This is a genomic window from Mycobacterium sp. IS-836 (genome assembly GCF_001954275.1).
Lineage (GTDB): Bacteria > Actinomycetota > Actinomycetes > Mycobacteriales > Mycobacteriaceae > Mycobacterium.
The window spans coordinates 110,881-124,836 of the sequence record NZ_MBEU01000053.1 but is presented as its reverse complement, the minus strand read 5'-3'; the positions used below and the strand labels follow the sequence as shown (position 1 = coordinate 124,836).

Below are 13,956 nucleotides of genomic sequence, written 5' to 3'. Positions count from 1 at the left end.
GGCACTTGGGAGGCCAGATGTCAGATTCGCCGTCGGATTTCGCCACCACCACCACCGCCGCGCAGCCGGGCAGCGTCTCCAGCGAGGGTCTGTTGCCGCAGCTGGTCCAGCATTTGCGGCAGAACCGGACCGTTTTGCGCGAGGAGTGGGCCCGCAGAATCACCGAGGCGCAATTGCTGACCGCGATGACGCCCGAGGAGCTGTTCTCCGAAGCCACGGCCGTCTACGACAACTACGTCGAGGTGCTCGAGACCGGTAGCGTGGAGGCGCTGCAGGCCTATGCGCGCGACCTGTCGGAACGCATCATCCCGCGAGGCGTGGAAACCGACGAGGTGCTCGGCATCGTGCTGCTGCTGCGCGACGTGCTGGCCCGCTCACTGTTCGAGAAGTACCAGACCGAGTTCGGGATGCTCAACCGGGTGCTGGACGCCTACGAGCCGGCGGCCAACCGCATCGCCAACACCGTGGGCGTCAGCTTCGTGCAGGAGCGCGAGCGCATCATTCGCCAGCAGCAGGAGGCGATCCGCGAGCTGTCGACGCCGGTGCTGCAGGTGCGCGAGCAGCTGCTGATTCTGCCGATCATCGGTGTGCTGGATTCGCAGCGCGCCCGTCAGGTCACCGAACAGCTACTGCGGGCCATCCGCGCCAACCGCGCGAAGGTCGTGGTCATCGACATCACCGGTGTGCCCACCATCGACTCCACGGTGGCGAACCACCTGGTGCAGACGGTCGACGCGTCGGGTCTGATGGGCGCAAGCGTGATCATCACCGGCCTGTCTTCCGAGATCGCCCTGACGCTGGTGACCATCGGGCTGGACCTGTCGAAGATGAACGCCGTCGGTGACCTGCAGGGCGGTATCGAAGAAGCCGAACGCCTGCTCGGTTACGAAGTCACCCGCACCGGCGAGACCACCGGGTAACCACCATTAGCACGAGCACCCCATGCCAGTCCCGATCCTGAAACAGGGCGCGATTCTCATCGCAACGGTGCAGTCCGCACTCACCGACTCCGAGACCGAACGGCTGCGCTACGACCTCATGGAGCGGGTGAGCCGGTTCCGCGCGCAGGGCATCATCGTCGACGTCACCGCCATCGACGTGATGGATTCGTTCGCCGCGCGGTCGCTGCGCACCATCGCGCACATGACCCGGCTGCGCGGCGCGGACACCGTGATCGTGGGCCTGCAGCCCGAAGTGGCCTTCGCCATGGTGCAACTGGGGCTGGCGTTCGACGACATGAACACCGCCCTGGACCTCGAAGAGGGCCTTGCCCTGCTGAATCGAAAATCGACGATCGGGCGCGACGGTGGAGGGTGACATCGTCGTCGACATCCACAACCCCGACGACATCGTCGCAGCACGCAAAGCCGGCCATGACCTAGCCCTCGACCTCGGATTCACGCTGACCGACGTCACCATGATCGCGACCGCGATCTCCGAAATCGCCCGCAACATCACCAGCTACGCGGGTCGCGGCGCGGTCCGGGTCGCGGTGGAGGACCGGGAGGGCCGCAAGGCCCTGGTGGTGCGCGCCGAGGACGACGGCCCCGGCATCGCCGACATCGAGCGCGCGCTGGAAGACGGATACTCCACCGGCCGCGGGCTGGGCATGGGCCTGCCCGGGGCGCGGCGCCTGATGGACCGATTGGTCGTGGAATCCGCTCGCGGCCGCGGAACGGTCATCGAGATGTGGAAATGGGTTCCGGGCCATGCATAAACACGGCCGGCTGGGACCGATGGAGTGGGCGAGGGCGGGTCGCCCACTGCCCGGCGAGTCCACCTCCGGCGACCGGGGTCTCGCGGTCGACATCGACGGTGAAGCCGCCCTGTTCGGTGTGATGGACGGCCTCGGCCACGGTCCTGCCGCCGCGGCCGCCGCCCTGCGCGCCATCGATGCGCTCGAAGACGCCCGTGGCGAGCGGCTCGAGGTTTTGATCCAGCTCTGCCACCGGGTATTGGGCGGCACCAGAGGGGCCGCGATGACCCTGGCGCGGGTCGATTTCGCGGCCAGCACACTGACGTGGACCGGGGTCGGCAACGTCAGCGCCAACCTGCTCGCCAAGGACGCTGCCGGCATCCACGTTCGATCCAGCGCGCGCCTTGCCGCGGGCATCGTCGGCTATCGCATTCCCGAAATCAGCCCGGCACAGGTCATTTCGATTCGCACCGGCGACCTGATCGTCCTCGCCACCGACGGCATCAACGAGGAGCACCTGGACCACCTCGACTTCGCGGCCCCGGCCGTTGCCATAGCCGAGGAGATCCTGACCAAGTACGCCAAGGAATCCGACGACGCGATGGTGCTCGCCGCGCGTCACCGGGGGGTGTCGACGTGACCGGCGGCAAGGACTTCCACGCGCAATACGTCGCCGCGCTGCGGGCCCATCTCGATAGCCGCGACGACGACAGCCTGGCAGTCGCCCATGAACTCGGGCGGCGGGCGCTGCAGGAACAGATCAGCACGCTCGACATCGTCGAGCACCACGTCAAGCTGCTTCTCGAACTCTCCCAGGACGTCCGGCTGGACGCGCCGGTAGCGCTGGAATTCCTGCTGCAGACGCTGGCGCCGCTGGATGTCGCGACGCGGGGATTCATCGACGGTACAAGGCGCTATGCGGAACAACGCGCCCGCGCCGAGGATCTCGCCGACCGCGACAAATTCCGTACCGCCCTGGTGAATTCGTTGCAAGAGGGCTTCTTCGTCGCCGATCACGAGGGCACCGTGATCGAGATGAACAACGCCCTCATCGACATCCTCGGCTATCCCGCGGAGGGCTTGCCGTATCGCTGGCCCCATCCGTGGCTGGTGGACAAGAAGACGGCGCGGCAACAGATCGCCCGAGTCGCCAGCGAGGGCGGCGCCGAGTACGACACACCGATTCGGCACCGCGACGGCCGCCTCGCCTGGGTGACGGTGAGCATCAATGCGGTCCGCGAGACCGACACGCACCGGGAAGCCTTCGTCGGGACGATTCGGGACATCACCGCCGAACGGGCGTTTGCGGCCCGCGAAAGCGCGGTGCTGCGCTTGGCCACCGCCGTGGCCGTGGCCAAAAGCGTCGATGAGCTGCTGTCGATCACCCTCGACGAGTGCCGGACGTCGATCGACGTGCAACGCGTGGTCGCCGTCTCCTGGCCGGCCGGGGACGCGGAACCCACCGTCCAGGTGGCCGGCGAGCCCGCCGAATTGAGCTGGCGCGACCTTGATCCGTGGTTGCGCAACACATTTCAGGACGCGCGCCACCAGCTGCCGCTGACGGCCAAGACCGTCGATCGGCCCGAAAGCTCCGGCAAGGCGCAGGGATTGGTCGCGGTGCTCTCCGGCGCGGGCGACCTCGCGTTGTGGCTGGAGTTTCGCACGCCCCGCTGGGTCAGTGCCGAGGATCGGCTCCTGGTCACGGTGCTCATCGGGCATCTGAGCCTGGCCGTGCAGCATGTCCGGCAGTTCGAGAGCGCCCGCGAGACGTCGCTGACGCTGCAGCGCGCGATGCTGCCGCCGCTGGAACCGCCGCCGGGCTTTGCCGTCTGCTACGAACCGGCCGTTCCGCCGCTGGAGATCGGAGGCGACTGGTACGACGTGTTGCCGATCGGTGCCCACCGCATCGGCATCGTCGTCGGCGACTGCGTGGGGCGCGGTCTGCCGGCGGCCGCGATCATGGGTCAGCTCCGCAGCTCGGCGCGCGCGCTGTTGATCAACGGCGCCGAACCGGCGCTGCTGCTCGAGCAGCTCGACTCGGCGGCATCTCTCATTCCGAACGCCTACTGCACCACCGTGTTCCTGGCGATCCTGGACACCGAATCCGGGGTGCTGCAGTACAGCAACGCGGGCCACATGCCCGCACTGCTCGCGGGCCCCGCGCCCGCGACGACGAGCGTGCTGACCGACGCCTCGTCGGTACCCCTCGCGGTACGCCGAGACGAACCCCGCCCGCAAACCTCGTTGGTACTCCCACCGGGCTCGACGCTGATGCTGTTCACCGACGGCCTGGTGGAACGCAAGCACGAGTCGATCGACCTTGGAATCGCGCGCGCCGCAGACGTTTTGACGGACGCGCTGCAGCTTCCGCTGGACGGCGTCGCCGACGCGGTGCTGCGTGAGCTGGCTCCGGCGTCGGGGTACGACGACGACGTCGCGATGGTGATATACCGTCACCAGCCGAAGCACTTCCGGACCGAAAGTGATGCCGCCGCAGACAATTTGGTCAACATCCGGCACCGGCTGGCGGTGTGGCTGCAGTCTGTCGGGGTGGCGAATGGGTTGGCCGCCGACATCGTGCTGGTCGTCAACGAAGCCTGCACCAACTGCGTCGAGCACGCGTATCGCGGACACCCCGTCGGGTTCATGCTGGTCGAGGCCAACGCCACGGAGGGTGAGATCCGGGTGCGGGTCGTCGATGCGGGTTCCTGGAAGACACCGGCCGCCAACCCGGGCAACAGCGGGCGGGGTCTGGTGCTGATGAGGGCGCTCAGCGACACGATGGAAATCGACAGTTCCCCAACGGGAACGACGGTCGACATCAGCTTCAGATCTTCGGTCGATCAGGTTTGATGGTCGCGCACCGTTTGCGCGCTCCCCGACGGTGGTACCCACAGGCGTGACCCGCGCATCGATCACGGTCGAACCCGCCCTTCCGGCCGCGCACGGGCCATTGTCGATGGCGGTCCGTCGTGCCTTGACGGGGCCGCCGTCGGGCGATCACCTCGTCCGCATCAGCACCTCCGTGCGGGATTCCGATCCCTACGGCCTGGACCTGCAGCTGGCCCTGTGCATGTGCTACGAGCTGCACTACCGGGGTTTCGCTGGCGTGGATCCCGCCTGGGAGTGGAATCCCGCGCTGCTGCACCTGCGCGCCGAACTCGAGCGGGCTTTCTTGGCGGGCGTGCGTCGCGACGTCGGCCCCGTCGATCCCAACCGCACCTCGGCCGAGGAAATGGACGCCATCTCTCTCGAGCCCGTCGACGGCACCGGCCCGTCGTATTACCTGCGCGACACCGCGACCTGGCAGCAGATGCGCGAATACTTCGTGCACCGATCGCTGTATCACCTCAAGGAGGGCGATCCCCACGCGTGGGCGATTCCACGGCTGACGGGCCGCGCCAAGGCGGCGTTCGTGGCGATCGAGTACGACGAGTACGGTGCCGGCCAGGGCCCGCGGCTGCACCAGCAGCTCTTCGCGGACCTGCTGGCGGCCGCCGGGCTGGATTCGACGTATCTGGGCTACCTCGACGCCGTGCCCGCGGAAGCGCTTGCGGCGGTGAACCTGATGTCGCTTTTCGGCTTGCATCGCCGGTTGCGCGGCGCCGCGATCGGGCACTTCGCGTCCACCGAGATCACCTCACCGCCGGGCTCGCGACGGATGGTCCAGGCGCTGGAGCGGATGGACGCACCGCCGGAGTGCATCGCCTTCTACCGCGAGCACGTCGAGGCCGACGCGGTGCACGAACAGGTGGTGCGCCTCGACGTGGTCGGTGATCTCGTCGCTCGCGAACCGAGGCTCGATCGTGACGTGATCTTCGGTATGCGTGCGCACGCGGTGGTCGAAAATCGCTTGGCGGACAACATCATCGCCGCCTGGAAGCGCGACGAGACGTCGCTACGGCGACCCCTCAATTAGCCCCTACGACGGGGTGCGGCGGCACCGCCGGTGGCTGGTGTCGCACAGCGGGTACTCCTTGCTGCGCGCGCAGGTGCAGATCGCGACCATGAATCGGTCTGATTCGACGACATGACCGTCGGGCATCTCGATGCGCACCGGGCCGGACACCAGCACCGGGCCCTTCGGTACCACCTGCACCCGGGTGCCGGTCATGGCTTGTCCGCCCGGATCACAACCAGTTCCTCTTCCCGGCGACCGCGTGGCAACCGCCCGGTTTCCTCCAGCCAGTCCGCGCGTGCGGACAGCACCGGGCCGAACGGAATCCACTGGGACGCAACAACATCGGCCTCGAGTCCAGAAGCCCGCAACGAGTCCAGCGACTGGCCGACACCGGCCAGCGCCGAGTGGACGAGCAACAGAGAACCGCCGCTGCACAACAGGTTTGATGCCGACGCGCACAGCGGATCCAGCACCAGCCGCCCGTCGGGACCCGCATTCCACGCCCACGCCGGGCCAGCGCTCGGCGAGATCGTCTCGGTGTCGTCGTCGGGCGGTGTCGGCACGTAGGGCGGATTGGACACGACCAGCTCGAACGGTTCGCAGCTCAGCGCCCCGATCCAGGAGCCCTCGCGAACGTCGACCTCGACCCCCGCAACTGCCGCGTTGCCCCGGGAGCAGCGGACGGCGTGCGGACAGATGTCGAAGGCGGTGATGCTGGCACAACCCATTTCGGCGGCGGCAATCGCGACGAAGCCGCTGCCGGTGCACAGGTCGAGCACCCGCCGCCGCGGAACCAGCCCGCTCAGGTGCATCGTGTCGACGAGCAATCGCGAGTCTTCTTGCGGCGGATACACGCCATCCGGCTGGGCCGACTCGGTTACAAGCAGCTCCGACCGCAGATCCGGATAGGTGGCCGTCACCGCTGGGTCCGATTCACGCGGATGCCGAGGCTCTGGCGAGCTGTTCGACCACCGTCGAGCAGAACGCGGGCAGGTCGGACGGCGACCGGCTTGATATCAAGTTCCCGTCGACCACGACTTCTTCGTCCACGACACGCGCGCCCGCATTGCGGAGGTCGGTGCGGATGCTTGGATACGAGGTGAGCCTTCGCCCGGCCGCCACCCCGGCCTCCACCAGCGTCCAGGGCCCGTGGCAGATCGCGCCGACCGGCTTTCCCGACTTGACGAAGTCCCGGACGAACGAGACCGCCGAATCATCCAGCCGCAACTTGTCCGGGTTTACCGTCCCGCCGGGTAGCACCAGGCCGTCGAACTGGTCGACCGAGGCATCCGACACGGTGCGGTCCACCGCGAAGGTGCCCGCGGGTTCGAGATCATGGTTACGCGCTTGAATCTCACCGGATTTCAGCGACAGCAGTTGAACTTCCGCCCCGGCGCCCTCCAGCGCCTCACGCGGCTGCTCGAGTTCGACCTTCTCCACGCCGTCGGCGGCCAGAATGGCGATTCTCTTGCCTTGCAATTCGTTTGACATCATGCCTTTCCTTCTGACGTTGGAGTTCGAATACCCTTGCCAGAGCCCACCAAACTCGCGGTCAGTTCGCGGCGGCCCGCAACGCCCGCAGCAATGGTTCCGCCGCTTCCTTCAGGAAAAGCTCCTGGGTGTCGCCGCCGATCTGAAGCAGCGCCACATCGGTGAACCCGGCCTCCCAGTACGGCCGGACGGCGTCGACGATCGCATCGAGGTCGGGCCCGCAGGGAATGCTCTCGGCGACGTCTTCGGTGCGCACGAATTGGGTCGCGCCGGCGAAACCGGCCGGCGTCGGCAGGTCGGCGTTGACCGCCCAGCCGCCGCCGAACCACCGGAACTGGTCGTGGGCACGTTCGATCGCCGCGTCGCGGTCGGGATCCCAGCTCACCGGTATCTGCCCCACCACCCGACCGCCTTCGGTCCCGTTGGCGGCCTGACGCGCGGCATGCCACGCGCTCACCAGGTCCGCGTCGGGTTGTACGGCGATCAGGTGATCGGCGAGCTTGGCGAATTTCTCGACGCCGTTCGGGCCGCTCGCCGCCACGCCGATCGGGACCGGCACGTCGGGCACGTCCCACAGCCGGGCCGAGTCCACTTGAAAGTAGTCGCCGCGCCAGTTCACCAGGCGGCCGCCGAACAGCTCGCGAATGATCTTGATGGCCTCGCGCAGCATGTCCTGTCGGCGCTCGACGGTCGGCCAGCCGGCGCCGACGACATGTTCGTTGAGGTTCTCGCCGCTGCCCAACCCGAGGGTGAACCGCCCGTCGGCGAGAATCTGCACGGTGGCCGCCTGCTGCGCGACGATCGCGGGGTGATACCGCATGGTCGGGCAGGTCACGTAGGTGTACAGATCGACCCGGTCGGTGGCGTTGGCCACCGCGCCCAGCACCGCCCAGGCATTCGGTGCATGTCCCTGAGATGTCAGCCATGGTGAGAAGTGATCACTGCAGACTTCGAAGTCGAATCCGCGGTCTTCGGCTGAAATCGCATAGCGGACAAGGTCTTTGGGGCCGCTCTGCTCGGTCATCAAGGTGTAGCCGAACTTGGTCATAACCGACCTGTACCCCGCGACGACTAGCGCAAACGGGTCAAACCTGGGTTAGAGGCGCTCCCTGACCGCCGCCGACAGGCGCGCGCCGTCGGACTTGCCGGCCGCGATCGCGGTGGCGGCCTTCATCACCTGTCCCATCTGCTTCATGCCGGGGCGCTCTCCTATGGCCTCGGCCACCTGCGCGATCGCGGTGTCGGCGACGTCGGCCAGCTCGGCCTCGGTGAGCGGTGTCGGCAGGTACTCGTCGATGATCCGCGCTTCGGCGTGCTCGTTGGCGGCGAGCTCGCCGCGGCCGTTCTGGGTGTAGATCTCGGCCGACTCGCCACGCTTCCGCGATTCCCTGGCCAGCACCTTGATGATTTCCTCGTCGGAGAGTTCGCGGGCCTGCTTGCCGGAGACTTCCTCGGTCTGGATCGCCGCCAGCACCATGCGCAGCGTCGCGGTCCGCAGCTTGTCCTGGGTCTTCATCGCCTGGGTCAGGTCGGCCCGGAGCCGGGATTTCAGTTCCGCCATGCGTGCGACGCTACGCGCCGGGAGCCCACTTCTGATTGTGAAATGCCGCGACCGCCGACAGGATGGAGGCCATGACCTACGACGGCGCGCCCGCCGGCTATGGCGCCCCGCCACCCTACGGGCCGCCACCGGGGTACGGGCCGCCGCCCGGGTACGGGCCGCCGCCCGGGTACGGCGCACCACCGGGGTTCGGTGCCTGGCCGGGCTATGGCCAGTCCCCGCCGGGCCAGGTGCCGCTCAAGCCCGGGATCATCCCGCTGCGCCCGTTGTCGCTGAGCGACATCTTCAACGGCGCCGTCGGCTACATCCGCACCAATCCGAAGGCGACGCTGGGATTGACCGCAATGGTGGTCGTGGTCATGCAGATCATCACGCGGATCGCCTTCTTCGGACCGTTGGCCGCCTATGGCCGGCTCAACACCGACAAGCCGGACGAACTTTCCTTGGGCGTCGTGGGCGCGTGGCTCGCGTCGATGTCGGGCAGCCTGCTGGTCACCTGGCTCGGCAGCATGATGCTGTCCGGAATGCTGACCGTCATCGTCGGGCGGGCGGTGTTCGGTTCGACGATCACCATCGGCGAAACGTGGGCCAAGATTCGCGGGCGGCTGCTGCCCCTGCTGGGCTTGGCGATGCTGGAAGCCGCCGTGGTGGTGGCCCTGGCGGGGTTGGTCGCGGTGATACTCGCCGTGGCCGCGGCGATCGGCAACGGTGCCCTGGCGGTGTTGCTGGGATTCCCGTTGCTACTCGGCATGATCGCGGTGCTGGTGTACCTCTACACGGTGGTGCTGTTCGCGCCCGTGCTCATCGTGCTGGAGCGGCTGCCGGTCATGAACGCGATCACCCGCTCCTTTGCGCTGGTTCGCAATGGTTTCTGGCGGGTGCTGGGGATTCGGACCCTGACGTTCATCGTGGCATCCGTCATCGCCAATGCGATGGCCACGCCGTTCAGCATCGTGGGCCAGATCATGTTTGCCGGGGACACGTCCATTTCCGCGCTGCTCATCAGCACCTCGATCGCCTCCGTCGGGGCGGCGATCGGTGAGATTGTCACCGCACCCTTCAACGCCGGAGTCATCGTGCTGCTCTACACCGACCGCCGCATGCGCGCCGAGGCGTTCGATCTGGTGCTGCAGAGCGGCGCCGCCGGCGGCCCTTACGCGACCGCGTCCACCGACAACCTGTGGCTGACCCGGCCCGCGTAGGGGCCGAGCGAGGACGAGCTGACAGTGCCTTCCATCGACATCGACCGCGATGGCGCCCACCTGGCGGCCCAGACCGAACTCGGCAAGCCGATCTATGCGAAGGCTTCCGCGACACAGCAATTCGTCGAGTGGCTCAACGAACAGATCTACCGGCTGTTGCAGAAGACGGCCTCGATACCGGGCGGGTGGTTCACCACCATGGTGCTGCTCATCCTACTGGGGATTGCGGTGGTGGTCGGCGTCCGCATCGCCCGGCGCACCATGCGCACCAGACGTGGCGGCGACCACCAGCTCTTCGAAACCGTTGAGCTGACCGCCGCCCAGCATCGCGCGACCGCGGAAAGCTATGCGGCGGAGGGAAATTGGGCCGCAGCGATTAGGCACAGGTTGCGTGCCGTCGCCCGCCAGCTCGAGGAGACCGGCGTCCTCAACCCGGCTCCCGGCCGCACCGCCAACGAACTGGCGCGGGACGCCGGCGCGGCGTTGCCTCATCTGGCGGGTGAATTATCCGAGGCGGCAACGGCATTCAATGACGTCACCTACGGTGAGCGTCCCGGTACCCAGGCCGCCTACCAGATGATCGCGGACCTCGACGACCACCTGCGATCGCGTGCACCGGCCGCCGCCGCGGCGACCGCGGAACACGTCGCCGCCGAATCATGGGCGCAGGTCCGATGACGGCCACCATCGAGAAACGGCCGGCGGCCCGATGGCGCGTCTGGACCTGGGTGCTGCTCACGCTGGTCGTGCTCACCGTCATCGCCGGGATCGGTGCCTACCTGACCGAACCGCGGCCCGGTACCCCGATGGATCCCGCTTCGACCGGGACCGACGGCGCGCACGCGCTGGTGACGCTGCTGCGCGACGGCGGTGTGGAGGTCATCGCGGCCAACAGCATCGCCGACGTCGAGCGGGCGGCGCGCCCCAACACGCTGATCCTGATCGCGCAGAGCCAGTATCTGACCGACGACGCCCTGCTGGACCGCGTGGCGAAGGCCCCCGGCGATCTCCTGTTGGTGGAGCCCACGGCGCGAACCCGCGAGGCACTGATGCCGGGCGTGGGCATCAAGCCCACCAGCAACTTCGACAGCAACCCCGATTGCTCGCTGCGCGAGGCCACCCGCGCCGGAGCGGTGCGGTTCGGGCCGAGCGTCACCTACGAGGCCAAGGATGGCCGCACGATGACCCGCTGTTACGGCGGGGTCCTGATCCGATTCCGGGACCACGGGCGGACCGTAACGGCCGTCGGCAGCGGCGATTTCATGACCAACGGCGGCCTGTTGCAGGCGGGCAATGCGGCGCTGGCGATGAACCTCGCCGGCGACCGGCCCCGGGTCATCTGGTACGCGCCGCATCGTGTCGAGGGCGAAACATCGTCCCCGGCATCGGTTTACGACATGATCCCGGAAAACGTCACCTGGATCGTCTGGCAGCTGTGCGTGGTCGTGCTGCTGGTCGCACTGTGGAAGGGCCGCCGGCCGGGTCCGCTGGTGGCCGAGGCGTTGCCCGTCGTGGTGCGGGCGTCGGAGACCGTGGAGGGTCGCGGCCGGCTGTACCGGTCCCGGCGGGCGCGCGACCGCGCCGCCGAGGCGTTGCGCACCGCCACACTGCAGCGGCTGGTGCCGCGGCTCGGCCTGGGCGCGGGCGCGGCGCCGCCGGCGGTGGTGACGACCGTGGCCGAGCGGAGCGGGGCCGACGCGGGATTCGTTGCCTACCACCTGTTCGGCCCGCCGCCGGCCACCGACAATGACCTGCTACAACTCGCCCGAGCGCTCGACGAAATCGAAAGGCTGGTCGCACACTCGTGACACAATCGTCCCCACCGCAGACCCCCGTCGCCGAATCCGCGCGAAATGCGTTGCTGGCGTTACGAACCGAGCTGGCCAAGGCCGTCGTCGGGCAGGAAGGAGTTGTCAGCGGCCTCGTGATCGCGTTGCTGTGTCGCGGCCACGTGCTGCTGGAAGGCGTTCCGGGAGTGGCGAAGACGCTACTGGTCCGGTCGTTGGCCGCGGCGCTGCAGCTGGAATTCAAGCGGGTGCAGTTCACCCCGGACCTGATGCCCGGCGACGTCACCGGTTCGCTGGTGTACGACGCGCGCACCGCCGCGTTCGAATTCCGGCCGGGCCCGGTGTTCACCAACCTGCTGCTGGCCGACGAGATCAACCGCACCCCGCCGAAAACCCAGGCCGCGCTGCTCGAGGCGATGGAAGAGCGGCAGGTCAGCGTGGAGGGTGAAGCCAAGCCGCTGCCCGACCCGTTCATCGTCGCCGCCACACAGAACCCGATCGAATACGAGGGCACCTACCAACTGCCCGAAGCGCAACTGGACCGCTTCCTGCTCAAACTGAACGTGACGCTGCCGCAGCGTGATTCCGAGATCGCCATCCTCGCCCGACACGCGCACGGCTTCGATCCGCGCGATCTGTCGGATATCAAGCCGGTTGCCGGCGCCGCCGAACTGGCGGCCGGCCGGGAGGCGGTCCAGCAGGTGCTGGTCGCCGACGAGGTGTTGGGCTACATCGTCGACATCGTCGGGGCCACCCGCTCGTCGCCCGCATTGCAGCTGGGCGTGTCACCACGCGGGGCGACGGCGGTGCTGGGCACGGCCCGATCCTGGGCGTGGCTGTCCGGCCGCAACTACGTCACGCCCGACGACGTGAAGGCCATGGCGCGCCCGACGCTGCGGCACCGGGTGATGCTGCGCCCCGAGGCGGAGCTCGAAGGCGCCACCCCCGACGGGGTGCTCGACGGAATCCTGGCGTCGGTTCCGGTGCCCCGCTAGTGATCCTGACCGGGCGCACCGGCCTGGCGGCGCTGATCCTGGTTCTGCCGATCGCGCTGTCGCCGTGGCCGGCAAAGGCTTTCGTGGCGCTGCTGGTGGCGCTGGCGATAGTCGTCGTCGCCGATATCGCGCTGGCGGCCAGCCCCGGCGGATTGCGCTTCACCCGGTCCCCCGACAGTTCGGCGCGGCTCGGTCAGCAGGTCGACGCGAGCCTGGACATCTACAACGACGGCCGCCGGCGCTTCCGCGGCCAGCTCCGCGACGCCTGGCCGCCCAGCGCACGAGCCGAACCACGCATTCACGCCGTCGACATCGCCGCAGGGCAGCGCCAGCACGTCCTCAGCATCCTGCGGCCGGTTCGCCGCGGCGATCAGCGCGCGGCTGTGGTCACGGCCCGTTCGATCGGGCCGCTCGGGTTCGCCGGACGCCAGCGCTCTCAGCCGGTGCCCGGTCAGGTACGGGTGCTGCCGCCCTTCCTGTCCCGCAAGCACCTGCCGTCGCGGCTGGCCAAGCTGCGGGAGATCGACGGGCTGCTGCCCACGCTGATCCGGGGGCAGGGAACCGAATTCGACTCGCTGCGCGAGTATGTCGTCGGCGATGACGTCCGCTCGATCGACTGGCGTGCGTCGGCGCGCCGCGCCGACGTCATGGTTCGCACGTGGCGGCCCGAGCGCGACCGGCGGGTGGTGATCGTGCTGGACACCGGGCGCATGGCGGCCGGCCGCGTCGGCGTCGACCCGACCGCCGCCGATCCCGCGGGGTGGCCCCGGCTGGACTGGTCGATGGACGCGGCCCTGCTGCTGGCGGCGCTCGCGTCGCGGGCCGGCGACCATGTCGACTTCCTCGCCCACGATCGGGTAAGCCGGGCCGGCGTATTCGGCGCGTCGCGCACCGAGCTGCTCGCCCAACTGGTCGAGGCGATGGCTCCGCTGCAGCCCACGCTCGTCGAATCCGATTGGCGCGCAATGGTTGCCGCCATTTTGCGGCGCACCCGGCGACGCTCACTGGTGGTACTGCTGACCGACCTCAACGCGACCGCGCTGGACGAGGGGTTGCTGCCGATCCTGCCGCGGCTGTCCTCCAAACACCACGTGATGATCGCAGCGTGTGCCGACCCGCGCGTCGACCAAATGGCCGCCGGGCGCTCCGACCCCGCCGCGGTGTACGACGCGGCGGCCGCCGAGCGCTCCCGCAACGACCGCCGCGCCATCGCGTCGCGGCTGCGCCACAGCGGCGTGGACGTGGTCGACGCCGTTCCGACGGAGCTGGCGCCCGCCCTGGCCGACCACTATTTGGCGATGAAAGCGACTGGGCGGCTTTAAC

General features: G+C 68.5%; 16 protein-coding genes. 11 read left to right on the top strand and 5 right to left on the bottom strand.

What is annotated here, in order from left to right; genetic code table 11:
- The first annotated feature begins 17 nt into the window (after positions 1-17).
- Genes A5747_RS14560 through A5747_RS14535 form a run of 6 tightly spaced genes read left to right on the top strand, consistent with a single transcriptional unit; the run spans position 18 to position 5,615 of the window.
- Positions 18-920: an STAS domain-containing protein gene (locus A5747_RS14560; protein ID WP_076125331.1), complete on the top strand. Its 903-nt coding sequence runs from the start codon at positions 18-20 to the stop codon at positions 918-920.
- A 22-nt stretch (positions 921-942) separates the two neighbouring features.
- Positions 943-1,317: an STAS domain-containing protein gene (locus A5747_RS14555; protein WP_076059753.1), complete on the top strand. Its 375-nt coding sequence runs from the start codon at positions 943-945 to the stop codon at positions 1,315-1,317.
- The gene (locus A5747_RS14550) at positions 1,307-1,717 is read left to right on the top strand and encodes an anti-sigma regulatory factor (RefSeq protein WP_076125328.1); all 411 of its coding nucleotides are present in this window, start codon (positions 1,307-1,309) and stop codon (positions 1,715-1,717) included. Before A5747_RS14555 ends, A5747_RS14550 begins: the two co-directional genes overlap by 11 nt.
- Complete coding sequence (locus A5747_RS14545; RefSeq protein WP_076125326.1) at positions 1,710-2,336, top strand: SpoIIE family protein phosphatase; 627 nt, start codon at positions 1,710-1,712, stop codon at positions 2,334-2,336. The genes A5747_RS14550 and A5747_RS14545 overlap by 8 nt, the downstream gene beginning before the upstream one ends.
- The gene (locus A5747_RS14540; RefSeq protein ID WP_076125324.1) at positions 2,333-4,549 is read left to right on the top strand and encodes a SpoIIE family protein phosphatase; all 2,217 of its coding nucleotides are present in this window, start codon (positions 2,333-2,335) and stop codon (positions 4,547-4,549) included. The genes A5747_RS14545 and A5747_RS14540 overlap by 4 nt, the downstream gene beginning before the upstream one ends.
- A 46-nt stretch (positions 4,550-4,595) precedes the next feature.
- Positions 4,596-5,615, top strand: a complete 1,020-nt coding sequence (locus tag A5747_RS14535; protein ID WP_076125322.1) for an iron-containing redox enzyme family protein — start codon at positions 4,596-4,598, stop codon at positions 5,613-5,615.
- Between the two features lie 3 nt (positions 5,616-5,618).
- Here the strand turns inward: A5747_RS14535 and A5747_RS14530 are convergent, their stop codons facing one another.
- The 5 genes from A5747_RS14530 to A5747_RS14510 all read right to left on the bottom strand — a co-directional run bounded on the left by A5747_RS14530 (position 5,619) and on the right by A5747_RS14510 (position 8,649).
- Positions 5,619-5,810, bottom strand: a complete 192-nt coding sequence (locus tag A5747_RS14530; RefSeq protein WP_076125320.1) for a CDGSH iron-sulfur domain-containing protein — start codon at positions 5,808-5,810, stop codon at positions 5,619-5,621.
- Positions 5,807-6,517, bottom strand: coding sequence for a HemK2/MTQ2 family protein methyltransferase (locus tag A5747_RS14525; RefSeq protein ID WP_083700432.1), 711 nt, complete (start codon positions 6,515-6,517; stop codon positions 5,807-5,809). The genes A5747_RS14530 and A5747_RS14525 overlap by 4 nt, the downstream gene beginning before the upstream one ends.
- Before the next feature lie 13 nt (positions 6,518-6,530).
- Entirely contained in the window at positions 6,531-7,088 is a 558-nt protein-coding gene (locus A5747_RS14520; RefSeq protein ID WP_076125455.1) for a type 1 glutamine amidotransferase domain-containing protein, read from the bottom strand.
- A gap of 61 nt (positions 7,089-7,149) precedes the next feature.
- Positions 7,150-8,136 carry an LLM class F420-dependent oxidoreductase gene (locus A5747_RS14515; protein WP_076125318.1) on the bottom strand — a complete coding sequence of 329 codons (987 nt, stop codon included), beginning with the start codon at positions 8,134-8,136 and terminating at the stop codon, positions 7,150-7,152.
- 48 nt (positions 8,137-8,184) lie between these two features.
- Positions 8,185-8,649 carry a GatB/YqeY domain-containing protein gene (locus A5747_RS14510; RefSeq protein WP_076125315.1) on the bottom strand — a complete coding sequence of 155 codons (465 nt, stop codon included), beginning with the start codon at positions 8,647-8,649 and terminating at the stop codon, positions 8,185-8,187.
- A 71-nt stretch (positions 8,650-8,720) separates the two neighbouring features.
- Here A5747_RS14510 and A5747_RS14505 point away from each other — a divergent pair, with 71 nt between their 5' ends.
- From A5747_RS14505 to A5747_RS14485, 5 genes are read left to right on the top strand one after another with little or no spacing between them, the layout of a single operon-like run.
- Complete coding sequence (locus A5747_RS14505) at positions 8,721-9,851, top strand: hypothetical protein (RefSeq protein WP_142245587.1); 1,131 nt, start codon at positions 8,721-8,723, stop codon at positions 9,849-9,851.
- A gap of 24 nt (positions 9,852-9,875) precedes the next feature.
- Positions 9,876-10,529 carry a DUF4129 domain-containing protein gene (locus A5747_RS14500; protein ID WP_076125311.1) on the top strand — a complete coding sequence of 218 codons (654 nt, stop codon included), beginning with the start codon at positions 9,876-9,878 and terminating at the stop codon, positions 10,527-10,529.
- Entirely contained in the window at positions 10,511-11,659 is a 1,149-nt protein-coding gene (locus tag A5747_RS14495) for a DUF4350 domain-containing protein (RefSeq protein ID WP_076125309.1), read from the top strand. Before A5747_RS14500 ends, A5747_RS14495 begins: the two co-directional genes overlap by 19 nt.
- Positions 11,656-12,633 (top strand): MoxR family ATPase, encoded by a 978-nt coding sequence (locus A5747_RS14490; RefSeq protein ID WP_076125307.1) that lies wholly within the window; start codon positions 11,656-11,658, stop codon positions 12,631-12,633. The genes A5747_RS14495 and A5747_RS14490 overlap by 4 nt, the downstream gene beginning before the upstream one ends.
- On the top strand, positions 12,633-13,955 hold the full coding sequence (locus tag A5747_RS14485; protein WP_076125305.1) for a DUF58 domain-containing protein: 1,323 nt from the start codon (positions 12,633-12,635) through the stop codon (positions 13,953-13,955). Before A5747_RS14490 ends, A5747_RS14485 begins: the two co-directional genes overlap by 1 nt.
- Position 13,956 lies beyond the last annotated feature (1 nt).

Bases quoted from the DNA above. Each gene is read 5' to 3' on its own strand.
- A5747_RS14560 (WP_076125331.1), top strand. From the start codon at position 18: ATGTCAGATTCGCCGTCGGATTTCGCCACCACCACCACCGCCGCGCAG.
- A5747_RS14555 (WP_076059753.1), top strand. From the start codon at position 943: ATGCCAGTCCCGATCCTGAAACAGGGCGCGATTCTCATCGCAACGGTG.
- A5747_RS14545 (WP_076125326.1), top strand. From the start codon at position 1,710: ATGCATAAACACGGCCGGCTGGGACCGATGGAGTGGGCGAGGGCGGGT.
- A5747_RS14530 (WP_076125320.1), bottom strand. From the start codon at position 5,810: ATGACCGGCACCCGGGTGCAGGTGGTACCGAAGGGCCCGGTGCTGGTG.
- A5747_RS14520 (WP_076125455.1), bottom strand. From the start codon at position 7,088: ATGTCAAACGAATTGCAAGGCAAGAGAATCGCCATTCTGGCCGCCGAC.
- A5747_RS14515 (WP_076125318.1), bottom strand. From the start codon at position 8,136: ATGACCAAGTTCGGCTACACCTTGATGACCGAGCAGAGCGGCCCCAAA.
- A5747_RS14510 (WP_076125315.1), bottom strand. From the start codon at position 8,649: ATGGCGGAACTGAAATCCCGGCTCCGGGCCGACCTGACCCAGGCGATG.
- A5747_RS14505 (WP_142245587.1), top strand. From the start codon at position 8,721: ATGACCTACGACGGCGCGCCCGCCGGCTATGGCGCCCCGCCACCCTAC.
- A5747_RS14495 (WP_076125309.1), top strand. From the start codon at position 10,511: ATGGGCGCAGGTCCGATGACGGCCACCATCGAGAAACGGCCGGCGGCC.